Origin of the sequence: Caballeronia sp. GAWG2-1, assembly GCF_023631405.1 — a bacterium.
Lineage (GTDB): Bacteria > Pseudomonadota > Gammaproteobacteria > Burkholderiales > Burkholderiaceae > Caballeronia.
Map to the genome: position 1 here is coordinate 155,980 of NZ_JALQDD010000029.1, position 21,686 is coordinate 177,665.

Sequence of the window (21,686 nt, forward strand, 5' to 3'; positions counted from 1 at the left end):
AGCAAGCAATTGTCTATTCCGCTGCTTCAGAAAGTCCGCGTTGGCGCCTATATCTTTCGCCAGCATTTTTCGCGCAACAAGCGCTACCCGCTTGCACTGATGCTCGAACCGCTGTTCCGCTGCAATCTGGCGTGTAACGGCTGCGGCAAGATCGACTATCCGGATCCCATTCTCAACCAGCGTCTGTCGCTGGAAGAGTGCCTGGGCGCGGTCGACGAGTGCAACGCGCCGGTCGTTTCCATCGCGGGCGGCGAGCCGCTCTTGCACAAGGAGATGCCGCAGGTCGTGAAGGGCATCATCGCGCGCAAGAAGTTCGTGTATCTCTGCACGAACGCGCTGTTGATGGAAAAGAAGATGGACGATTACGAGCCGAGCCCGTACTTCGTCTGGTCCGTTCACCTCGATGGCGACCAGCAGGCGCACGATCACTCGGTATCGCAAGACGGCGTCTACGACAAGGCCGTGAAGGCGATCAAGGAAGCGAAGCGGCGCGGTTTCCGCGTGAACATCAATTGCACGCTGTTCAACGACGCCGATCCCGATCGCGTCGCCAAGTTCTTCGATACGCTCGGTCCGATGGGCGTGGACGGCATCACGGTGTCGCCCGGCTATGCTTATGAACGCGCGCCGGATCAGCAGCACTTCCTGAACCGCGACAAGACCAAGACGTTGTTCCGCGAGATTTTCAAGCGCGGCAACAACGGCAAGAGTTGGTCCTTCAGCCAGTCGGCCATGTTCCTGGACTTCCTCGCGGGCAACCAGACGTATCAGTGCACGCCGTGGGGCAACCCGGCGCGCACGGTGTTTGGCTGGCAGCGTCCGTGCTATCTGCTCGGTGAAGGTTACGCGAAGACCTTCAAGGAACTGATGGAAACCACCGAGTGGGAAAAGTACGGCACGGGCAACTACGAGAAGTGCGCGGACTGCATGGTGCATAGCGGCTTCGAAGCCACCGCCGTGATGGATACCGTGGCGCATCCGCTTAAGGCGCTCGGTGTGTCGATGCGCGGCCCGCGTACGGAAGGCGCGTACGCGAAGGATCTGCCAATCGACAAGCAGCGTCCGGCCGAGTACGTGTTCTCGAAGCACGTCGAGATCAAGCTGGAAGAGATCGGGCGGATGTCGAAGGGCAAGGGATCGAAGGCACCCGCCGCGGCGCATTAATGGCCGAGGGTGGTTGATGGAAGGGCGGATGACTCTGGTTGTCCGCCCTTCTTGTTTTCGGGTTACCAAATGGTCTTGACGTGTTGATAGTCGCGAATTCTCCGGTCCTTCGTGACCAGAGGTGCAGAAAGCGAACGCGCCGTCGCCACGATCATGCGGTCTGCCGGATCTTTGTGGAACTCGCCCGGCAAATCGGCGGATTTGACTGCGATGTTTCGGTCCACGGGGACGAAGCGCACGCCTTCTATTCGACTCACTTTGTCGAGCCAGTCGCCAACGTCCGCGGAGAGGACAACCCGGCCTCGCTTCACCAACATCGCGATTTCCCATGCGGTCATGGTCGAGATCACAATCTCCCCGCCTTCCTCCAATTCTTGCTCGATCGCTGCCCGAGCTAGCTTGCCGAGCGCCGCTCCGCTCACCCACCAAAGCAACGTGTGCGTGTCCAGCACGATCATTCCAGCGCCTCCCAGTCGTCCTCGCCAACGGGCTCCATGGGGTCGTCATAGCGCAACACGCTTCCGCGCAATTCCTCCAGCGGCGTGAGGGATGAGTTGTCGTAGCGCCGCACTTCGAGCACGGGCTTGCCATGGTCTGTCACGATCATATGTTCTCCTGTCGATTCCACGAGACGAAAGTACTCCAACGCTTTCGCCTTGAACTCGGATTTCGAAACTCGCTTGACAGCCATGACAATGCCCCTGGTCACGTAACGATAGTCATTTTAGACTCGGCCAAATGGTATAGGAAAACAGGACAGGCGCGTCATAAACAAAAAAAACGCGACGGCTCATCACCGTCGCGTTTCTTGTTACATGAATCTGGCTGGTGCAAATGGCGTCGCAGGCGCCATTGCGCCTCCATGTCACCCCGCCGAGCGCGAATTGTGCTCCGACAGATACTTGATCAGCCCATCGACACCGTCTTTCTGGAGTTGCCCCGCGAATTGTTGCTGATAGACCTGGATGAGCCACGCGCCCATCATGTCGATGTCGTAGATTTTCCAGCCTTGCGCCGTCTTACCCAATCTGTAACGCACCGGATTGTCGCCGCCAGTCGAAACGACGTGCGATTCGACCACGACGTCGCGCGCGTTCGCATCGGCCTTGGGCGACTCGAAGCTAAACTTGACGTCCTGATCGCGTAATTGCGACAACGAAGCCGCGTAGGTCCGCACAAGCAACGTCTGGAACTGGTCGTAAAGCTGTTTCTGCTGCTCGGGCGTGGCGCTGGCCCATGCCTTGCCCACCGCTATGCGCGTCGTGCGCTGGAAGTCGGTGGCGGGCAAAAAGCGCGTTTGCACGAGTTGTGTGATCTTCGCCATGTCGCCGCCGCGCGCTTGCGGGTCGGCCTTCATCGCGTCGACGGTGCCTTCGACAGCGGCCTTGACGACGGCGTCGGGGCTAGTTTGCGCGAAAGCCTCGCCGGACAGGCCGAGGGCAAGGAGAAATGCGAAGCAAATGGACAGATAGCGTTTCATGGCACCCGTTCTCTGAATGAGTTCTGAGGTTGGAATTGGTATGGGGACGGCGCAATACCCGGTAACGCCGATGCAGCCGGCACGCGTCGAGCCAGTATATCGACACGCGGGGGCATCGACAGTTCAAGACGCATGGCGCGTTCGTGCCCGGCATCGACCGGTATACTGCGCGGCATCGCCGGACGCCGGCGCGCATCATCTCGCCGGCAGCACGCGGCCCGCAAAAATAACAGGACACACCAGGTAGCGTCTTCATGCTGACGTCCAACATTACTCGCTTCGTCACCATCGCCATACGCCGTCCGGCGTGGATTATCGCCATTTCGCTGCTGCTCGGCGTGCTGAGCACGATTTATGTCGTCCATCACTTCAAGATCAGCACCGATGTCAGCCAACTCATCGAGAACGAGCCGGAGTGGGCCGCGCGCAGCAAGGCAATCGACGCCGCGTTTCCGCAGCGCGGCGCCACGCTACTGATCGTCGTCGAAGCCGCGGCCCCCGAATTCGCCGATGCCGCCGCGAACGCACTCGCCGCCGCGCTCAAGCAGGAGCCGGCGCGCTTCAAGTCGGTGTCGCAACCTTCAGGCGGCGATTTCTTCGAGCACAACGGCCTTTTGTACTTACCCGCCGCCAAGGTCGATGAAGTCACGAAGCAGCTCGTGCAGGCGCGTCCGCTCATCAACACGCTCGCGCACGACCCGACACTCACCGGCCTCGCGCAGACGCTGAATACCACGCTCAATGTGCCGCTGCTGACAGGCCAGATCAATCTCGGCCAGATGGCCAGCTTGCTCGGCAAGAGCGCGACCGTGCTCGACGGCGTGCTGGCCAATCAGCCGGTTGCCTTCTCTTGGCGCGACGTGGCGGATTCCGCAAAGAGCACCGGACCGGCGCGCGCGTTCGTCACCGTGTTGCCGGAACTCGATTTCAACGCGCTCAAGGCGGCGGCGGGTTCATCGGACGAAATTCGCGCCGTGGCGGCCAGGCTGAACCTCGACAAGAAGTACGGCGCGACGCTGCATCTGACCGGCGCGCAACCCCTCGCCGACGAAGAATTCGCCTCCGTGGCCGATGGCGCCGAGCTCAACGGCATCCTCACGTTCCTGGTCGTACTGGTCATTCTGTGGGTTGCGTTGCGCTCCAAGCGCATGATTCTCGCGGTGTTCATCACGCTCTTCGTCGGGCTCGCGATCACGGCCGCGCTCGGCCTCATGATGGTCCACGCGCTCAACATGATCTCGGTCGCGTTCATGGTGCTGTTCGTGGGTCTGGGCGTGGACTTCGGCATTCAGTTCGGCGTGAAATACCGCGAGGAACGGCACAAGCACAAGCGGCTCGACGTGGCGCTCGCCGAAACCGCGCGGCATGTGGCCGTGCCGCTGACGCTCGCCGCCACCGCGACTGCCGCGAGCTTCTTCTCCTTTCTGCCGACCGCGTATCGCGGCGTGTCGGAACTCGGGTTGATCGCGGGCGTCGGCATGTTCGTCGCGTATATCACCAACATGACCTTGCTGCCCGCGCTCATCAAGGTGTTTGCGCCGCCGGGCGAAGCAAGCGCGCCGGGCTTTCCGGTGCTCGCCCCCGTCGATGAATTTCTCGACCGGCATCGCAAGCCGGTGCTGATCGGCACGCTCGTCGTCGTGGTCGGCGCGTTGCCGCTCCTGTTCCATCTGCACTTCGACTTCAACCCGCTGCATCTGAAAGATCCGCATACGGAGTCGATGGCGACGCTCGCCTCGCTCAAGGATTCACCCGAGGGCGCGGTCAACGATGTCGCGGTGCTCGCGCCATCGCTAGCGGAAGCGGATCGCATCGCGGCGAAGCTCCAGAAGCTGCCGGAAGTGGATCGCGCGACCACGTTGTCGTCGCTGATTCCGGCCGATCAGCCGGCAAAGCTCGCGCTCATCAAGGCTGCCGCCGATCAGTTGCTGCCGGCGCTGAACCAGCCGGTGGCATCGCCCGTGACGGATGAAGTGCGCGTCGCCACGCTCAAGCGTGTCGCGGGTGCGCTGTCGCTCGCGGCCGACGATCACCCCGGCGCGGGCGCGGCCGAAGCGCAGCATCTCTCCGCCACGCTCAAGAAGCTCGCCGCCGCCGATGCCGCCACGCGCGATCGCGCCGACCACGCGATGGCCGAGCCATTGCGCCTCGCGCTCGGACAGTTGCGCGCGCTGTTGCAGCCGGTCGAGATCACGCGCGCCACCTTGCCGCCGCAAATGGTCGAGACGTGGGTTACGCCGAGTGGTCAGGCGCTCGTCGATGTCTCGCCGAAAGTGCCGCCGGGCGCCGATCCGAACGACGACACCCTGCTCGCCCGTTTCGCCGATGCCGTGCGCCACGCCGAGCCGAACGCCATAGGCGGTCCGATCTCCGTGCGCCATTCGGCCGAGACGATCATCAAGGCGTTCCAGCAGGCGGCGATCTACTCGCTGATCGCTATCACCGTGTTGTTGTGGATCGCCTTGCGCCGTTTGGGCGATGTTTTACGAACTTTGGTACCGTTGCTCGTCTCCGCGATCGTCACGCTGGAACTGTGCGTCGTCTTCAGGATGCCGCTCAACTTTGCGAACATCATCGCGTTGCCGCTCATGCTGGGCGTCGGCGTGGCGTTCAAGATCTATTTCGTGATGGCGTGGCGCTCCGGCCAGACGCGCTTGCTGCAATCGAGTCTCACGCATGCCGTGATGTTCAGCGCGGCAACGACCGCAACCGCGTTCGGCAGTCTGTGGTTTTCGCATCACCCCGGCACATCCAGCATGGGGCGGCTGCTCGCGCTGTCGCTTTTGTGCACGCTGATCGGCGCCGTGGTATTTCAGCCGGTATTGATGGGCAAGCCCCGCCGTGTACGCGCAGCCGATCGGGCGAAGCTGCGCGCGAGCCAGCGGCACGACAACCTAAGAGGAATCGAAGAATGAGAACGGCTTTAGCCGCTGGTGCGCATCGCAAGCTGGCCACGAGTGTGGTGATTGCGAGCGCGCTTTTGGTCGCGGGATGCGCGACCGGACCGGACCGCAATCCGCGCGATCCGCTCGAACCGATGAACCGCACGATCTTCAAATTCAACGACACGCTCGATACCTACGTCGCGAAGCCGGTCGCGCAGTTCTACGTGGACTACACGCCGAGCCCGTTCCGCACGGCTGTCAGCAACTTCTTTTCAAATATCGGCGACTTCAGCAACTTCGCCAACAACCTGCTGCAACTGAAGATCACGGACGCCACGCAGGATTTGATGCGGATCGCCATCAACTCGGTGTTCGGTCTTGGCGGTTTGATCGACATTGCATCGCCGGCCGGTTTGCCCAAGCATCATCAGGACTTCGGTTTGACACTCGGACACTACGGCGTGCCGTCCGGCCCGTATCTCGTGATTCCGCTGCTCGGCCCGAGCTCGTTCCGGGACTCGACGACGTGGCTCGTCGACTGGCGCGTGAACCCGATCAGCTACGCGGATAACGAAATCCGCTGGCCGCTGTACGGCATCAATTTCGTGAGCGCGCGGGCCGATCTGATCGGCGCGACGGATCTTCTCTCGCAGGCCGCGCTCGACAAATACGCCTTCGTGCGCGATGCCTACACGCAGCGCCGGCAGTACTTGTTGACGGGCGGCGGGACGGCGACGTTGCCCGATTATGGCGATGAAGGCGCATCCGCTCCCGATGCCGCGAGCGCGCCGGGCGTTCCTGGCGCGACGGGCGGCGGCAGCGCGGCGCAAGGTCTGCCGAATTACGCCGATCCGGGCGCGGCCGCCGCGCCAGCGGGCGGAATGGGCGGCAAGTCGCCAGCGCCGGCGGAAACCACGCCGTCGAGTTCGAGCAAGGATCAAGACGTGCCGCAGTACGAAGATCCGGGCGCAAAGTAAGCCTGTGTTGCCAAGGCTTTTCTCAGCTTCAAAATGAAACGGGCGCTTTGCAGCGCCCGTTTCAATTGCCTCAGTGCGTTTCTTCCGCGGCTTCCTGCATGTAGTCATCGCTCGATGCCTTCGGCGCTTCCACCACGCGCTGGTCGCGTCGATAGGCTTCGAACAACTCGTCCGCATAGCGAATCGCCGTGCGGCCATGCGGCGCCGGGTCGCCTTGCGCGTCGAGGTTCACGAACACCATTTTCTCGACCGTGAGAATGCTCTTGCGCGTGATCTTGTTGCGCACTTCGGCGCGCAGCGTGATCGAGGTGCGGCCGAAATGCGTCGCGGTGATTCCCAGTTCGATGATGTCGCCCTGCCGCGCCGACGCCAGAAAATTGATCTCCGACATGAACTTGGTCACGACGCGCTGATTGCCCAGTTGCGAGATGGCATAGATCGCAGCTTCCTCGTCGATCCAGCGCAGCAGGCTGCCGCCGAACAAGGTGCCGTTCGGATTCAGGTCTTCGGGCTTGACCCATTTGCGAGTGTGAAAATTCATTTGCGCTTCCTTTTCTGCTGACCCCGCGCGCGTGACTGACCGCACGCAGTTTTGTTAGGGTTTTCCCGGATTATACGCAGATGCGGGTTAACCCGCAGAAAGCAAGCGGCACGTTACGCGGTCAATCGAACGTTAGTGCATGCGCGGTTTCAAGCGCGTGACGCGCTTGTACGAGCGATGTTCGCGCGGCGCGGGCATCGGCGGCGAGACGCAGCATGGCGCCAAGTTGCGCGGGCTGACGCGCGAGTTCTCGCAGTATCGGACCGATGGCCGTGGTGCCGTCATCGCGCAAACCAGCCGTGGCCGCGGGCGGCAGCGTGCGCCATGCCGGATCGACAATCGCGCGGCACACGGCGAACGGCAGACCGCGCGCGAGGGCAATCGCCCCGGCGATATGCGATTCCATATCCACCGCGAGCGCGCCCGTCGACGAATGCAACGAGCGTTTCTCCGCTTCGCTCTTGACCGGCGCGGCGACGCCGGCCATGACGCCGCGCCGCGTGAGGCGCTGTAGCGGCGTGCCCGCGAAGGCATCGACGATACGCGCGGACCAGGCGTCGTCGGTACGCAATTCGCCGAAAGGTCCGCACACGCTGCTGGCCACGATGAGCGCGCCCGGCTCCAGATCGGGCGCGAGTCCGCCCGCTGTTCCGAAGCTGATGACACCCGTGCAGCCGCGCGAAATGGCGTCCGACAACGCGCGCTCCAGCCAGTCCGAGCGCGCCGCGGACACGACTTCCACGCCGCGTCCGCGCACGATCTTCGCCTCGAACGCCATGCCGGTCACGGCAATGACAGGCAAGCCGCCCGCCGCGTGGCGCAATGCGTGGAGCGAGCGCGCGTCGGGCGCGTTCACACGGCCGCCGTCACGCGCGTCAGGCCTTCACGCGTCATGTTGCGATATCGCGCGAGCGCCCACAGCGGAAAGAACTTGCGATAGCCGTGGTAGCGCAGATAAAACACGCGCGGAAAACCCGTCGCGGTGAAGCGCGTCTCGTCCCACAAACCGTGGCTTTGCTGCGTGCGAACGAGATAGTCGATACCGCGCGCCACCGCCGGGTGCTCGATCTGGCCCGCGGCCATCAGCCCGAGCACGGCCCACGCCGTTTGCGATGCCGTACTCGGCGCCTGTTCGTATCCGCGATAGTCGAGCTTGTAGCTTTCGCCGCCCTCGCCCCAGCCGCCGTCCGCGTTCTGAATGCGAATGAGCCATTCCGCGCCGCGCTTAACGCGCGAGTCGGTAGGCGCCGCGCCGGCCGCGTTCAGCGCGCACAACGCCGACCAGGTGCCGTAGATGTAGTTCATGCCCCAGCGGCCGTACCAGCTTCCGTCGCGCTCCTGGTCCCTCATGATGTAGTCGTACGCGCGCCGCGCCGGTTCGCTGTTGGCGGGCGTTTCGCCGAGTTGCGCGAGCATGGAAAGGCAGCGCGCGGAGACATCGACGGTAGGTGGATCGAGCAACGCGCCGTGGTCCGAAAACGGGATGTTATTCAGATAGAACTGCGTGTTTTCCGGTTCGAACGCGCCCCAGCCGCCGTCGCTGCTTTGCATGCCGACGACCCATTCGCGTCCGCGCGAGATCGCTTCGGCGTAGATGGCCGAGCCGTTTTCGCGGTCGGCGCGTTCCATGGCCATGGCGACGACGGCGGTGTCGTCGACATCGGGGTAATGCGGGTTGGCGAACTGGAACGCCCAGCCGCCGGGCCGCACGTTCGGCCGGCGTGAAACCCAGTCGCCGCGCGTGTCGAGAATCTGCAGCGGCAAGAGCCATTCGAGACCGCGCCCGACCGCCGCGCGCGCCTTCGGCATGCCGGTTTCGAGCAGCGCATGCGCCACGAGCGACGTATCCCAGACGGGCGATAAACACGGTTGGCAGTACGCCTCGCCGTCCTCGGCTTCTTCGATGACGAGCAACTTGTCGAGCGACTTGCGTGCGATCGCGCGATGCGGATGCTCCGGCGGATACCCGAGCACGTCGTACATCATCACGGAATTGGCCATCGCCGGGAAAATGGCGCCCAGGCCGTCTTCGCCGTTCAGGCGTTCATCGACGAAACGCACGGCTTCCTCGATTGCGCGCTGACGGCCCGCTTTCGGGAACGCGTTGTCGGTTGCGCGCAAAACGGTATCGACCACGCGGAAAAAGCCGAACCAGCCGCGGCTCTGATGCGGTGCGCGGCTCGGCATGCCGGTATTGACCGGCGCATCCAAGAACAGCTCGTCGATACGCACGCCACGCGGATTCTTCGCCACCGGCCGCTTCGCATTCAACACGAGCAGCGGCACGATGACCGTGCGCGCCCAATACGAGACCTTCGACAGATGGAACGGGAACCACATCGGCAGACGCATTATTTCGACGGGCATCATCGGCACCGCGCGCCACGACACGACGCCGAAAAGCGCCAGCAAAATGCGCGTGAACACGTTGACCTTTTCCGCGCCGCCCGCGGCGAGAATCGCGCTCCGGGCGCGCTGCATATGCTCCGCGTCGGGCGAATCGCCGATCATCTTCAGCGCGAAATACGCCTTGACGGTGGCGCTGACGTCCATCGCGCCGTCGGTGAAGAGCGGCCAGCCGCCGTCCGCGCGCTGGATACGGCGCAGATAGCGGCCGATCTTCGCTTCGAGCGTCGGACTCGCTTCCTCGCCGAGATAGTGGACGAGCAGCACGTATTCAGCCGGGATGGTTGCGTCGGCTTCGAGTTCGTACAGCCAGTAGCCTTCGGGATGTTGCGCCGCGAGTAGCGCATCGGTGGCTTCGGTGACGGCATGGTCCAGCGCGGCTTTCGATACCGGCGCGCCCACGGCCGACAGGGATAAATCGTTCATCAGCGTTCCATCGATGGGTTCATCAGCACGTCCGCCGCCTTCTGGCCGGAGCGGATCGCGCCCTCGATCGTCGCGGGCAGACCGGTCGCCGTCCAGTCGCCCGCGAGCGTGAAGTTGTTCCAGCGCGTGCGCGTCGCGGCCCGCAAACCTTCCTGCGACGGCACGGCGGCAAATGTTGCGTGCGGGTCGGCCACGACCTGCCAGGGCGGCATGGGCACGGCGGACATCCGCACCGCACGCGCCACTTCCTGCCAGACCGTGTGCGCGAGTTCGTCGTGCGGCGTCGCGAGCAAGTGATCCGCAGCAGCGATTGTCGCGCTCAGTCTGCCGTCGTTGGCGAATAGCCAATTAGCCGTGCCGTTGACGAGACAGGTGATCGGCCCGAGATCGGACGGCGCATCGACCGCGAAATGCACGGTGACGATGGCGCGAAACTCGTCCGGCGCGACGAGATCCGGCACGAGGCGGCGCGCGGTTTCGGACGGCGTGGCAAGCACGAGACCATCGCCCGGTGCGAGCACGACCGGCTCGGCGCGATCTTCGAAAGCGATGGAGCTTACCCGTTCCTGCGAATCCGTGCCCGAAAAGGCGATACCTGCCGCGCGCGCGCCCAGCCGGATGTCCGCGCCGCCGTACTGCAAAAGCCGCAGCGCGGGTTCGACGAAAGCATGCGCAAGCCCGTTACGCGCGATGAGCGGCCGGCATGCCTGTCCGCCCGCCGCGACCGTCTCGCGCAACAGATTGGCGGCAAGCGCCGCGCTGGCTTCGGCGGGCTCGGTGTTGAGCATGGCGTGCAAGAGCGGGCGCACGAGCGCGTCCCACACGGGGCCCTTGGCGCGCATCGATTCCCCGACGGTGCGGCCCGGCTTCGCAAAGAAGAGCGGCAGCAGCGCGAAGTAGTCGGCGGGCTGCGTGTCTGGCGTGCGGGCGTTGGCGTCGAAAATCCAGCGCGGCAGGCGTCCCGGTGACATGCGAATGGTCCACGCCGCGCCATTGGCAAAATCGAAGAAAGGGTAGTCGGGCTGGCTCGGGCCGATGAGCGTATCGGCGGAACCGATCGCACGCAAAAAGCCCAACGCCGCATGGTTGCCGGACAGCAGCAGATGATTGCCGTTGTCGATGGTCGCGCCGAGTCTCACGTCGAAATAGGAACGGCAGCGTCCGCCCGCATGCGCCGCCGCCTCGTGAAGCACGACGCGCGCGCCGCGCCGTTGCGCCTGAACTGCTGCGGCAAGGCCCGCTAGGCCCGCGCCGACGACGTGTACCAGCCGTGACATCAGAGAAGATGGCGCGCGACGATCCACAGCAGCCGCGCACGCGGCGTGCGCCCGCGCGCGCGCGGCAGGTCGAAGCCGCGTTTCAGATTGGCGTCGAGCACGGCGTGATACGCCGCCGACATGATGCGCGGCGCGCGCACTTCGTGGCGCGGCGAAGCGGCCATGATCGTGTCCGACTGCGCGTAATGCCCTTTGGCGCGCTCGGCGATGACGGCGCACACGCGCGGCAGGCGCGCATCGGCGACGATACTCGCCGCGTCGCTCGTCGAGATGCCTTCGCGCGCGAGCAGTTCGCGCGGCAGGTAGACGCGGCCGATGCCCGCGTCTTCGTCGATATCGCGCAGGATGTTCGTCAGCTGCAGCGCGCGGCCAAGATGGTGTGCAAGCCGTCGCCCGGCGTCCTCATGCATCCCGAAGATTCTCACCGATAGCCGGCCCACCGCGCTTGCCACGCGGTCGCAATAGAGGTCGAGCGTGGCTTCGTCGGGCGCGACGATGTCGCATGCGGCGTCCATGGCCATGCCGTCGATGACAGCGTGGAAGTCGTCGCGGGAAAGCTGGAAAGCCTGGATGTGACGCGTGAGCGGTTCGAGCGTTTTTCGCGGCGCGCCGGCATAGCACGCGTCGATGTCTTCGCGCCAGCGGTCGAGCGCGATTGCGCGTTCGCGGCGCGGCAAGTTGCCTTCGTCGGCGATATCGTCGACCGCGCGGCAAAAAGCGTAGATCTGATACATCGCGTCCCGCTGGTCGGCGGGCAGGATGCGCATCGCGAGATAAAACGAGCTGCCGGATGACGCCTTCGCGGCATCGGGAGCAGATTCGTCAGCGATGGTGTGGGAAACGGCCAAGACGGACTCCGCGAGTTCTTTCGCTATCGCGCCCCGAGGGCGAATTGTTGGATGACGCCAGCCTCGACGATTCCGGGTGCGCGCGGAACGGCTTGGCGCTGAGTGGATCGAGTCGATGAGTGCCGGCGGGCCGGTGGCAAGTACGCCGGAAGCGGCAAAGAGTATAACAATTCTTTGGCGATCGAGCCTGCGCCTTGACCGGCGTGGCTTTCAGCGGCGTGGCTTTCAGCGGCGTTACTTGCACGTGTGACGCGAGCGCTTGCATGCGGCGGCATCGTATTTACCTGCATACCCTCCTCTCTGGTAATGTCGCTAGTCCTGCGCGCACGCACGTTCTAAACCCAAATCGGCATTCTTCGTGCTTGCCCGAACCGGTTACTCCACAGCCCTATCCGTTCAAGTGCTTTGGAACACTGTGAACGAAGCGTTCAACGCTTCGAACGACACGCGCGCGCGTAAAGTTTTCCACTTCGCTGCCAAATATGACGCTGCAACGTGAGGAGTCCGACGCCGATCCTGCCGCCGAACAGAGGCAGGATGAACCGCCATTCCCCGTGGTTCCCGAGCGCAACTTCGCCGCACAGCGCCTGACGCTTTATGCGTTGCTCGTCGCCGCCATTCTGCTGCCCTGCATTTACGTGGCAGTCACCGCATACACCGACTATCACGACCGCGAGGCGCTCGCCGCCGAAACCGTCGCCCGCAATGCACGCGTCGCCGAAGAGCACGCGCTCAAGGTCTTCGATCTCAACGTCACGCTGAACGAACGTATCGTCGATCTGCTCGATGGACTCGACGACGAACCGATCCGCCGCGACAGTCGTCTCATCCACGACCGTCTCAAGATGATGAGCAACAACTATCAGCAAGTCGCTGCCGTTTCTGTGTTCGGCGCCGACGGCAAGCTGCTCGTGACGAGCCGCACCTGGCCGACGCCCGATGTGTCCGTCGCGACGCGCGAGGACTTCGGTGGCATGCGCGACGACCGCAGCATCGAACAGATTTCGCGCGTGATGCTCGGGCGCGTGGCGGGCGAACAGGTCTTCAACACGGCGGTCGTGCGACGCACCGACAAGGGCAAGTTCAACGGCATCGTGTCGATTGCGCTGCGTCCTGCTTATTTCAACGCGTTCTATCGCGAACTCCTCGGCGACAGTCCGACTGTTTCGCTCGGCCTTGCACGCAGCGATGGCGAAGTGCTCGCGTGGTATCCGCAACGGCCGCCCGACCGCATGGCGCTCGCGGCCAGTTCGCCCTTGCGCGAGGCATATCGCGCGGGACGACGCAGCGGCGTCGTGGAGATGATGTCCGGGCTCGACAACGAGCTGAAGATCGTCGCGTTCCGCAGGGTCGGCGGCTATCCGGTCTATGTGTCGAGCGGCTATCCGATCTCCACGTTATGGGCCGAGTGGTATCGGCATTTGAGCGTGCTCGCGTTGTCGATTTTCGCGCCTTGCATCGTGCTGTGGGGCGTCATCGGACAATCGCTGCGGCGTCTCGCCATCGAGGAAGAAGCGTGGGAACGCTGGCAAGCCGAAGCGTCGATGCGGCGCTCGATCGAATCTGCCTACCGGCAGGCGCGCAAGATGGAAGCGCTCGGCAATCTCGTTGGCAGCGTGGCGCACGACTTCAACAATCTGCTGATGATCGTCTCGACCAACGTGCAGATCGCGCGACGGCGCGGCGCGCCCGGTCTTGAACGTGAACTCTCCGCGATGGAACGCGCGCTCAAGAGCGGACAGTCGCTCACGCGGCAATTGCTCGGCGTGGCGCGCAAGCAGCCATTGCGCAGCGAAACCATTGCCATCGGCAAATGGGTGCCGGCGGGGCGCGAACTGCTGCGCGCGTCGCTTGGCGCGAAGGTCGCGCTCCACGTCGAAGTGACCGCGGATGTCTGGCCCGTGCGCGTCGACCCCGCCGAGCTGGAGCTTGCGCTCATCAACGTCGCGGTCAACGCGCGCGACGCGATGCCAAGCGGCGGCACGTTCACCGTGCGCGCCGACAACGTGCGCTTCCGTCACGAAGACGGCTTTCCGATCACCGGCGATTTCGTTCAGGTCACGCTGGAAGACACGGGCTTCGGCATGAGTTCCGAAGTATTGGGCCGCGCATTCGAGCCGCTTTTCACGACCAAGCCGAAAGGCATGGGCACCGGTCTCGGCTTGCCGCAGGTGTTTGCGTTTTGCGAGCGCGCGGGCGGACTCGCGACCATCGACAGCGCAATCGGCGCGGGCACGGCGGTGCGTCTTTATCTGCCGCGCGCGGCCGCTGAGGCCGAGGCCAACGCGGCGGTAAAAGACGAACCCGCCGTGGTCAAGGAGACCGAAGGCTTGCGCGTGTTACTCGTCGAGGACAACGAGGAAGTGGCCGCCGGCACGGAGGCGCTGCTCGCCATGATGGGTCATCACGTGAGCTATGTATTCAACGCCGATACCGCCGTCACCGTGCTCGAAGGCGCGCGCGAAGCGTCCGAATTTCCCTTCGATGTGGTGCTCTCCGACATCCACATGCCGGGCAAGATAAGCGGCATCGACCTCGCGGAAATGCTGCAACGCTTCGAGCCGCGCATCCCCGTGATTCTCGTCACGGGTTATGCGGAAGAACTGGACCGCGCCCGTCACGTCGATGCGCGCGTGCTGTCTAAACCATTCGATATCGCGCTGCTCGACGCCTTGCTGCACGAGATTCGCGAACGTCTCAACGAAGCTCGGGCAATCGGCCGCTGATCTGCTTTTTGTACCAGTTTTGTAAAAGCGCCTTGCGTGATCCATCGCTGCGAGCCTTGCCAGACGCGCCACGGCGCATCCGGCACGCTCGTTGCGTGATGGGCAAACATGCACGGCAACTTCGCAACGTTGCCGATTTCGAAGTTCCGCCCATCCGCAGGAGGCGTATATGCGACACACCGTCATCGGAGTTTTCGACACCTACGCGCAGGCCGAGGACGCACGCTCGGCCCTCGTTACAGCGGGCTTCCCGCGCGCTGATATCGAGTTGCAAGCGAATCCAAAACGCGACGATGCCGCCGAGCCGTCCGTCATGCCCGATGCCCAAACGCACGCCGAACCAGGCGTGCTGGCGAACATCGAGCGCTTCTTCAGCATGCTTTTCGGCGGGCGCGATCAGCCGCCAGAAGTCGCGCATTATTCGGAAGCCGTGCGTCGTGGCGCAGTGCTCGTAGCCGTCGATACCCCGAGCGAAGAGCAAGCCGATGTCGCCCGCGCGACGCTTGCGGATCAAGGCGCGATCGATATCGATGAGCGCGCCGCAAGCTGGTCCACGCTCGAACACGGCACCGCGATGCCGCAAGCCGGCGTGGATGACCGCGATCATTCGATACTCGACGAACTGGGACTCGGACGCGGCAGTGCAGTGCCGGGCCGCGAGCCGGTGAACGATGCGCGCATGGACGCAATGCGCGCCCGCGCTTATCCGCGCACCGACGCAGCAAGCCCGGCCACAGGCGCCGCCGCCGATCCGCTGCTCGACCCGCTTGCCGATCCGCTCGGCGACCCGTTGACGCGCCGCGATGCCGCCGCACTGGGTGCACGCGACTTCGTGAGCGACCCGGCAGACGATTCGCTGATGCCGCATGCCGGCACGACGCGTCACGAGACGACGCAGTACACGCAAGTCGAGACGCGCACCGCCGCCGATCCGCTTTCGGGACGCGATCCCGTCACTGGCCGCGATCCGCTCGCCACCACTGGCATGGACCCGCTCGCTGCCCGCGACCCGCTGACCGGCACGCCGGCCGACCCGCTTGCCGCCCGTGACGAACTCTCGGGCGAATCGCTTTCGGAGCGCGACGCTCTTGCCGGTCGCGATCCGCTGCGTTCGGGCAACATGGGCGATCCGCTGCCCGGCGTACGCACCGATAACGCCGCCGACTGGCGTCCGGTCGAACCGCTGAGCCCGCTCGATGAACCCGCGCAGATTCGAAGCGGCACGCTGAGTCAAAGCCAGTCGCAATCGATGGGCGCGATGGGTTCACCGGCTGGAACGGCTGCTGTGCCGAACGAGTACATGGAATATGAGGAAGACTTCCGCGCCGACTACGACACCCGCTACGCTGCAACCGGCGAGCCGTACGAGGATTATCAAGGCGCGTATCGGTACGGCGCCACGCTCGGCAACGACGACCGCTTCCGCAGCCGCGCATGGGACGATCAGATGGAATATGAGATGCGCCGTGAGTGGGAGACGCGCCATCCGGAAGACGGAACCTGGGAGCGCTTCAAGGCTGCCGTGCGTCATGGTTGGGATCGCGTGACGGGACATCATCACGTTTAATTGCAGGACGCTTAGGCAATGACGAATCGGCCCGCACGCGCGGGCCGATTCGTTTTGGAACACGCCTTCTTATCCGGCGATTTTCTTGACCCACGCGACGTATTTATCGACGAAGGTTTGCAGATACTTGCGCGTGTCGTCACTGACGATTGCGCCGTTCGCATCGATACGCGAGTCATCGTGCTTGATGTACATCTCGGGCTGACCGAGCATTGCAATGTCGAGATACGCGCACACGCCACGCAGATGCGACTGCGCGATAGCCGTACCGATCGCGCCCACCGAGGTGCCGATCACCGCGCCCGGCTTGCCGCCCCAGGCGCTTTGGCCCCACGGCCGCGAACCCCAATCGATCGCATTCTTGAGCACGCCCGGAATCGAGCGGTTGTATTCCGGCGTGACGAAAAGGAGCGCGTCTGCTTCCGAGATCTTCTGCTTGAATTTCACCGCGACTTCGGGATAGTCGCTGTCGTAGTCCTGGCTGTACAACGGCAGGCTGGCGATATCGAGATGCTCGAACGAGAAATCTTCCGGTGCGAGCGATTCGACTGCGTGCGCAAGCCGCCGGTTGAACGACTCCCGTCGCAGACTTCCGACGACCACCGCAATCTTGTAGGCCATGAGGTTTGCTCCATGAAGGATGCCAACAAATCCGCGCGCGAAAACACGACGCGGCTTCGAGTCAACATCATAGGCGAGCCGTCTGACCGCCGTCACGAACCAAACAGACTGCCTATTTTTGCGATGATTTGAGCAACCCAGTTCCCCCCGCATTGTTGCGAGGTTTGTGGCTGATTATCCCCACTGTTATCCACAGAAACTGTGGATAACTCGGTGTTTGCCGAAAAGATGGTTCGAAAATGTTACTTTGACGAAACATTCCCGCGATAAGAGCATGATTTCAGTGCGTTCGAACCGCTGCGCCTCGGCGGATCAGTGGCCGAAAAACACGCCGCATTGCGATGCGGGACCTTGGCACGATGTCGGATCCGAATCGGCGGCTTGCGCTGCGCCGACTGCCGAAAAAAGGGCCAGCGACGCGAGGACAGCAGAAAGAATGCGCTTCATTTGACATCTCCAGAATGAGTGTTTGGCCGACCGTGTTCGATCGATGCCGTGACTCTATCTATGAAGCATCCGCATAAAAAGCCCACAAAACTCAATTTATTCTTACCAGCATGGTAAGAATCGCGCTTGGTGACACCCGCCAACCTGCGATTCGTGCGCCGGCATTCAACCATTCCCAACAACAATGTGTTGGCTCAATGGGTATTTTTGTCCAATAGGAAAACTCCTAGACTTTTCTCAAGCGTCAACCGGACGCAAGCGAATCCAGGAGTTCTCCATGAAAAGCACACTTATCGGCGGCCTGCTCATCTCGGCGCTTTTTGCAACGGCTCCGGCCTTCGCTCAATCGGCTTACGGCGCAAAATCGCGTGCGGAAGTGAAAGCGGAACTGGCGAGCGCCCGTCGCGCGGGCGATCTCGAAGCGGTCAACGCATTGAGCTATCCGCAACTGCGGCCGTATCAGGAACGTCATGCGCAAGTGCGAGCCAACACTCGCAGCGATAGCAGCGCACAGTAATTAAGGACAGGCAGAACAAACCGGCCCTCCTCCACCATCGAACAGAAGGTGGCTTTGCCCGACGCCCGCGCGCCGGGCATTTTTTATCGCGGGCGAGCGACGGGTCGAATGCGGGCGAAGCCGGTTCAAAGCAGCACAGTCAGACAGAGCGTCACGGTGACGAGCGAAAGCACCGTGGAAAACAGAATGGCGCTCGAAGTGACGCCGCCATCGCGTCGATAAAACTCCGCGAGCATGAACGGACCGGTGCCGGTTGGCAGCGCGCTCAAAATCACGGCGGTCTTCGACCATAGCGGCGGCATGCTGAAGACATGAAACGCCAGCCAGTAAGTCAGCAAGGGCTGCGCGATCAATTTGAGCGTGACGAGTGCGCCCGTCGTTCGAAGACTGCGCGCCTCGCCTTTCGCGCCGAGAAAGAGTCCGAGCGCAACCAGCGCACAAGGACTCGCCGCGCCGCCCAGCAGCTTTAGAAATGCTTCGGCGCCATCCGGCACGTGCGCGCCCGAACCGCTCAGCAACGTGCCCGCAAGCGGCGCGATCAAAAGAGGGTTCTTGCCAAGCGACTTCGCCACGCGCCATAGCGTCCAGAAGATGTGCTTTTCGCTTTGCAAGCCGAGTTCGATCAGCACGATCGCCACCGCGAACAGCACGCACACAGTGATGATCGTTGCGATGACGGCGGGCGCGAGACTTTCCTTGCCGAACGCCAGCAAACAAAGCGGCAAGCCGACGAAACCGGTATTCGCATAAGCAGCGTTGAGTCCGTCGATGCTGGCATCGGCGAGCGGACGCGCACGCACGAGCCGCGCGATAAGCGTTAGCACGAACACCACGGCTGACCCGATGCCGAACACCGCGATGAACGCCGGTTGATCGAGCATGCTCCACGGCGTCCTGGACATCGTGTCGAAGAGCAACGCGGGCAACGCGAGATAGACGACGAAGCGGTTCAGTTCCGATGCGGCGGCGGGACCGAGCTTGTTGAGCTTGCGGCACGCGTAGCCCGCGAAGATGAGTCCGAAGACCGGCAGGATGATGGTGAAAAGCGGCGTGAGAAGCGAAGACAGCGAAGAGAAAGCGAAATGCAGATGATCCGGCGATGGCATGACAAGGCTTCAACAGAAAAGAGCCGAGAGAATACCCGCTGTCAAAAAGGTGAGGCATTTCGGGAGCGGTGTGATGGTGAGCCGCGAGATCCGCCCAAGCTCACGCTTCAAAGTTTATCCGTACCGCGAAACGTTTTAATGTGCTCTAAGTTCTGTCGACAAGCCGTTGTTCTGTAACGTTTTCATCTTGACGTCGAAAAGTGCCAACCAGCACGCCAATTCGACCCTGGAAGACCGCTGATGCGCTCCGTCCGTACAGCCGTTTGCCTGAGGTGAGCGAATACAGGAGCGCGTCAAAACGACTAGTCGAATCGACCTCGGTTTAGATTTCGACGAACGAAAAACGATATGGGACAAGGAGTTGCATTCTATGCTGCAACCTCGGAAGACATGCAAAAGCCTCCTCCGACGCTCGAAAGGTGAGGCTTTCCGGGAGCACAAGAACATCGGAATGAAGTTTGCTCAATGCTAGGTCTTCGCAATCAAAAGCAGACCCGCAACATGAAAATCAGAAGTCCATGGATCTACGGCGCCGCTGCGCTCATCACGCTTGGCGGCGTTGCGGCGCTTGCGGCATGCGCCTCGAACGGCGCACGCAAGAGCGGCAACGAGAACGTGCCCGAGCCTTCGAAGGCTGTCGATCTCGATCGATACCTCGGCCACTGGCATGAGTTCGCCCGCTACGAAAACCGCTTCGAACGCGGCTGCGAGGGCGTGACCGCGAACTATGCGCGTCGCGAAGACGGGCTCGTCTCGGTCATCAACGCATGCCACGAAGGCGGCTTGAGCGGGCCATATAAAACATCGGAAGGACGCGCGAAGATCGTTCCGGGATCGAACGGAACGAAGCTGAAGGTGTCGTTTTTCGGGCCGTTCTATGTCGGCGACTATTGGATTCTCGATCACGCCGACGACTACAGCTGGTCCATCGTCGGCGAACCGACCGGCCGCTATCTGTGGATTCTCACGCGCGACGCGCGGCCATCGCCCGATATGCGGCGCTCGCTGATCGAACGCACGCGCGCACTCGGCTACGACGTGACGATGCTGCGGGAGACGCAGCAAAGCTGACAACGGTCAGTCGTCGATAGCCGCATACACGAGCCGCTCGTACTCGCGCGCGAGCGGGAACGGTTCGAGCGCACGCCGCTGAATGAGCATGATGCCGATCATGTCCTCGACGGGATCGGCAAACCAGCTTGTTCCGAGCGCGCCCGGCCAACTGAACGAACCCGTCGAACGATATCCCGCGGGCAATTGAAACGCCGGATTGTCGACAACCGAAAGCCCGAGGCCGAAACCCTGCGCGCGCCACAATGGATAGCCGAACGCCGGGATCTCGCGCTGCGCAGGCGTAAGAAAGTTAGAGCGCATCAAGTCGACGGACTTGTGCGACAGAAGCCGCGGACCTGCTGCGCGCTCTTTAGCATCGCCTTGCAGACGGCCGCGTCCAAGCAACACACGCGCGAAACGCAGATAGTCGTCGGCGGTGGACACGAGCCCGCCGCCACCGCTTTGATAACGCGCGGCGTCGATCCAACGGCTCGACGAAGGATGATCCTCCACCACTAGTTGCGCGCCCGGGGAATCGACGACATAGGACGTCGCAAGCCGCGTCGCCTGTTCGGGCGTCACGGCAAAAGCCGTGTCGTGCATGCCAAGCGGCTCGAAGATGCGCGTGCGGAAGAACTCGCCGAGCGACATGCCGGACACGCGTTGCACCAGCGCGCCGAGTACATCCGTGGACACGCCGTACTGCCAGCGCTCGCCGGGATGAAACATCAACGGAATTCTGGCGACGTGTTCCAGCCAACTTGCGGGATCGACCATCGCGTCGAAGCCGTTGAATACGCTCTCGTACGCGGCGGCGAGTTCGCCCGTCGCGGTGAAGTGATATGCGAAGCCCGCGCGATGGGTGAGCAAGTCGAGCAGCGTGATTTGCGTGCGCGCCGGCTCGGTCTGCGAGAGCGGGCCTTCGGGGTCGAGCATCACCTGCGCGTTCGCCAGTTCGGGCAACCACTTCGCCACCGGCGCTTCGAGCGCAAGACGGCCTTCCTCGACCAGCATGAGCGCGGCGACGCTCGTCACCGGCTTAGTCATCGACGCAATGCGAAACAGCGTGTCGCGCGTCATCGGGGTGCGCGTGCCGGTGTCGCGCCAGCCGAGCGCATCCACTTGTGCAATCTCGCCGCGCCGCCAGGTGAGCGTGACGATGCCCGCGACCTCACCGGAATCGACGAAGCGTTGCATGGCGGCGCGCATTTCGGCAAGGCGCGCGGAATCGAAACCGGCGTTGGACATCGGTGCTCCTTCGAAGAACAGAGAAAGACGCCGCATGCGGCATCACGCTTCGATGAGGAAGCGCGCGACGGGTTCCAGCTAGTTTGCCTTGCAGGCGATCAACAAGCCGTTCTGGTTGTCGGCGCTGGATTGTTCGAGCACGTCGTAGCCGCCGGGGCAGGCGACCTTCGCGTTGTCGGTGCAAAGACGCCAGCCGCCGTAGGCCGGGCATTGCACGAGCTGAGTGGGACGGCCATCGGCTGAGAAAAGAGGCGGCGCGCTGCTGCATCCGGCGAGTGCCCATGCACTCGCGGCGAGCATCACGGAAAAGCCGATCGCAGTGCCGAGTTTCATCCCTTACCCCTTGTTTTCAGTCGTTATTTTCGATGTCGATGCCTTCGCGAGTATGCCACGCCGG

Annotated in this window: 19 protein-coding genes; 7 read left to right on the top strand and 12 right to left on the bottom strand. The window is 63.0% G+C overall.

Features of this window, described 5'->3' with window-relative positions; all coding sequences use genetic code 11:
• Window positions 1-9 precede the first annotated feature (9 nt).
• Window positions 10-1,164 (top strand): adenosyl-hopene transferase HpnH, encoded by a 1,155-nt coding sequence (gene hpnH / locus NCR98_RS19890; RefSeq protein ID WP_250527047.1) that lies wholly within the window; start codon window positions 10-12, stop codon window positions 1,162-1,164.
• A gap of 62 nt (window positions 1,165-1,226) precedes the next feature.
• Here the strand turns inward: hpnH and NCR98_RS19895 are convergent, their stop codons facing one another.
• The 3 genes from NCR98_RS19895 to NCR98_RS19905 form a co-directional block, all read right to left on the bottom strand.
• Window positions 1,227-1,622 carry a type II toxin-antitoxin system VapC family toxin gene (locus NCR98_RS19895; RefSeq protein ID WP_250467576.1) on the bottom strand — a complete coding sequence of 132 codons (396 nt, stop codon included), beginning with the start codon at window positions 1,620-1,622 and terminating at the stop codon, window positions 1,227-1,229.
• A complete protein-coding gene (locus tag NCR98_RS19900) occupies window positions 1,619-1,855 on the bottom strand; it encodes a type II toxin-antitoxin system Phd/YefM family antitoxin (protein ID WP_250467577.1) in 237 nt (78 codons plus the stop codon). The genes NCR98_RS19895 and NCR98_RS19900 overlap by 4 nt, the downstream gene beginning before the upstream one ends.
• Before the next feature lie 174 nt (window positions 1,856-2,029).
• Window positions 2,030-2,644 (bottom strand): MlaC/ttg2D family ABC transporter substrate-binding protein, encoded by a 615-nt coding sequence (locus NCR98_RS19905; protein WP_244828862.1) that lies wholly within the window; start codon window positions 2,642-2,644, stop codon window positions 2,030-2,032.
• Between the two features lie 254 nt (window positions 2,645-2,898).
• Between NCR98_RS19905 and hpnN the strand changes: the two genes are divergently transcribed.
• Both hpnN and NCR98_RS19915 read left to right on the top strand, forming a co-directional pair.
• Window positions 2,899-5,559, top strand: a complete 2,661-nt coding sequence (hpnN, locus tag NCR98_RS19910; RefSeq protein WP_250527048.1) for a hopanoid transporter HpnN — start codon at window positions 2,899-2,901, stop codon at window positions 5,557-5,559.
• The gene (locus NCR98_RS19915; RefSeq protein WP_244828864.1) at window positions 5,556-6,506 is read left to right on the top strand and encodes an MlaA family lipoprotein; all 951 of its coding nucleotides are present in this window, start codon (window positions 5,556-5,558) and stop codon (window positions 6,504-6,506) included. Before hpnN ends, NCR98_RS19915 begins: the two co-directional genes overlap by 4 nt.
• A 70-nt stretch (window positions 6,507-6,576) precedes the next feature.
• On the opposite strand, the gene NCR98_RS19920 is transcribed toward NCR98_RS19915, so the two are convergent.
• From NCR98_RS19920 to hpnD, 5 genes are all read right to left on the bottom strand, one after another.
• Window positions 6,577-7,047: an acyl-CoA thioesterase gene (locus NCR98_RS19920; protein ID WP_250510440.1), complete on the bottom strand. Its 471-nt coding sequence runs from the start codon at window positions 7,045-7,047 to the stop codon at window positions 6,577-6,579.
• A 121-nt stretch (window positions 7,048-7,168) separates the two neighbouring features.
• Window positions 7,169-7,903, bottom strand: coding sequence for a phosphorylase (locus NCR98_RS19925; RefSeq protein WP_502799777.1), 735 nt, complete (start codon window positions 7,901-7,903; stop codon window positions 7,169-7,171).
• Window positions 7,900-9,879, bottom strand: a complete 1,980-nt coding sequence (gene shc, locus NCR98_RS19930; RefSeq protein WP_250527049.1) for a squalene--hopene cyclase — start codon at window positions 9,877-9,879, stop codon at window positions 7,900-7,902. The genes NCR98_RS19925 and shc overlap by 4 nt, the downstream gene beginning before the upstream one ends.
• Window positions 9,879-11,156 (bottom strand): hydroxysqualene dehydroxylase HpnE, encoded by a 1,278-nt coding sequence (gene hpnE, locus NCR98_RS19935; protein ID WP_250527050.1) that lies wholly within the window; start codon window positions 11,154-11,156, stop codon window positions 9,879-9,881. The genes shc and hpnE overlap by 1 nt, the downstream gene beginning before the upstream one ends.
• The gene (hpnD, locus tag NCR98_RS19940) at window positions 11,156-12,004 is read right to left on the bottom strand and encodes a presqualene diphosphate synthase HpnD (protein WP_250527051.1); all 849 of its coding nucleotides are present in this window, start codon (window positions 12,002-12,004) and stop codon (window positions 11,156-11,158) included. Before hpnD ends, hpnE begins: the two co-directional genes overlap by 1 nt.
• A gap of 482 nt (window positions 12,005-12,486) precedes the next feature.
• Here hpnD and NCR98_RS19945 point away from each other — a divergent pair, with 482 nt between their 5' ends.
• Both NCR98_RS19945 and NCR98_RS19950 read left to right on the top strand, forming a co-directional pair.
• Window positions 12,487-14,730: a hybrid sensor histidine kinase/response regulator family protein gene (locus tag NCR98_RS19945; protein ID WP_250527052.1), complete on the top strand. Its 2,244-nt coding sequence runs from the start codon at window positions 12,487-12,489 to the stop codon at window positions 14,728-14,730.
• 169 nt (window positions 14,731-14,899) lie between these two features.
• Complete coding sequence (locus NCR98_RS19950) at window positions 14,900-16,297, top strand: hypothetical protein (protein WP_250527053.1); 1,398 nt, start codon at window positions 14,900-14,902, stop codon at window positions 16,295-16,297.
• A 69-nt stretch (window positions 16,298-16,366) separates the two neighbouring features.
• Here the strand turns inward: NCR98_RS19950 and NCR98_RS19955 are convergent, their stop codons facing one another.
• Window positions 16,367-16,918: an NADPH-dependent FMN reductase gene (locus tag NCR98_RS19955; RefSeq protein ID WP_244828871.1), complete on the bottom strand. Its 552-nt coding sequence runs from the start codon at window positions 16,916-16,918 to the stop codon at window positions 16,367-16,369.
• Window positions 16,919-17,642: 724 nt separating this feature from the next.
• Here NCR98_RS19955 and NCR98_RS19960 point away from each other — a divergent pair.
• Entirely contained in the window at window positions 17,643-17,882 is a 240-nt protein-coding gene (locus NCR98_RS19960) for a DUF4148 domain-containing protein (protein WP_250527054.1), read from the top strand.
• Window positions 17,883-18,007: 125 nt separating this feature from the next.
• Here the strand turns inward: NCR98_RS19960 and NCR98_RS19965 are convergent, their stop codons facing one another.
• Window positions 18,008-18,988: an AEC family transporter gene (locus tag NCR98_RS19965; protein ID WP_250527055.1), complete on the bottom strand. Its 981-nt coding sequence runs from the start codon at window positions 18,986-18,988 to the stop codon at window positions 18,008-18,010.
• Between the two features lie 501 nt (window positions 18,989-19,489).
• Between NCR98_RS19965 and NCR98_RS19970 the strand changes: the two genes are divergently transcribed.
• Window positions 19,490-20,059: a lipocalin family protein gene (locus tag NCR98_RS19970; RefSeq protein WP_250467586.1), complete on the top strand. Its 570-nt coding sequence runs from the start codon at window positions 19,490-19,492 to the stop codon at window positions 20,057-20,059.
• 6 nt (window positions 20,060-20,065) lie between these two features.
• On the opposite strand, the gene NCR98_RS19975 is transcribed toward NCR98_RS19970, so the two are convergent.
• The gene (locus NCR98_RS19975; protein ID WP_250527056.1) at window positions 20,066-21,289 is read right to left on the bottom strand and encodes a serine hydrolase domain-containing protein; all 1,224 of its coding nucleotides are present in this window, start codon (window positions 21,287-21,289) and stop codon (window positions 20,066-20,068) included.
• A gap of 78 nt (window positions 21,290-21,367) precedes the next feature.
• Window positions 21,368-21,622, bottom strand: coding sequence for a hypothetical protein (locus NCR98_RS19980; RefSeq protein WP_244828876.1), 255 nt, complete (start codon window positions 21,620-21,622; stop codon window positions 21,368-21,370).
• Window positions 21,623-21,686: the final 64 nt, after the last annotated feature.

Bases quoted from the DNA above. Each gene is read 5' to 3' on its own strand.
- NCR98_RS19965 (WP_250527055.1), bottom strand. From the start codon at position 18,988: ATGCCATCGCCGGATCATCTGCATTTCGCTTTCTCTTCGCTGTCTTCG.
- NCR98_RS19895 (WP_250467576.1), bottom strand. From the start codon at position 1,622: ATGATCGTGCTGGACACGCACACGTTGCTTTGGTGGGTGAGCGGAGCG.
- NCR98_RS19955 (WP_244828871.1), bottom strand. From the start codon at position 16,918: ATGGCCTACAAGATTGCGGTGGTCGTCGGAAGTCTGCGACGGGAGTCG.
- NCR98_RS19920 (WP_250510440.1), bottom strand. From the start codon at position 7,047: ATGAATTTTCACACTCGCAAATGGGTCAAGCCCGAAGACCTGAATCCG.
- NCR98_RS19960 (WP_250527054.1), top strand. From the start codon at position 17,643: ATGAAAAGCACACTTATCGGCGGCCTGCTCATCTCGGCGCTTTTTGCA.
- NCR98_RS19980 (WP_244828876.1), bottom strand. From the start codon at position 21,622: ATGAAACTCGGCACTGCGATCGGCTTTTCCGTGATGCTCGCCGCGAGT.
- NCR98_RS19950 (WP_250527053.1), top strand. From the start codon at position 14,900: ATGCGACACACCGTCATCGGAGTTTTCGACACCTACGCGCAGGCCGAG.
- hpnE (WP_250527050.1), bottom strand. From the start codon at position 11,156: ATGTCACGGCTGGTACACGTCGTCGGCGCGGGCCTAGCGGGCCTTGCC.
- NCR98_RS19900 (WP_250467577.1), bottom strand. From the start codon at position 1,855: ATGGCTGTCAAGCGAGTTTCGAAATCCGAGTTCAAGGCGAAAGCGTTG.
- NCR98_RS19945 (WP_250527052.1), top strand. From the start codon at position 12,487: ATGACGCTGCAACGTGAGGAGTCCGACGCCGATCCTGCCGCCGAACAG.
- NCR98_RS19970 (WP_250467586.1), top strand. From the start codon at position 19,490: ATGAAAATCAGAAGTCCATGGATCTACGGCGCCGCTGCGCTCATCACG.
- hpnN (WP_250527048.1), top strand. From the start codon at position 2,899: ATGCTGACGTCCAACATTACTCGCTTCGTCACCATCGCCATACGCCGT.
- NCR98_RS19975 (WP_250527056.1), bottom strand. From the start codon at position 21,289: ATGTCCAACGCCGGTTTCGATTCCGCGCGCCTTGCCGAAATGCGCGCC.
- NCR98_RS19915 (WP_244828864.1), top strand. From the start codon at position 5,556: ATGAGAACGGCTTTAGCCGCTGGTGCGCATCGCAAGCTGGCCACGAGT.
- NCR98_RS19905 (WP_244828862.1), bottom strand. From the start codon at position 2,644: ATGAAACGCTATCTGTCCATTTGCTTCGCATTTCTCCTTGCCCTCGGC.
- shc (WP_250527049.1), bottom strand. From the start codon at position 9,879: ATGAACGATTTATCCCTGTCGGCCGTGGGCGCGCCGGTATCGAAAGCC.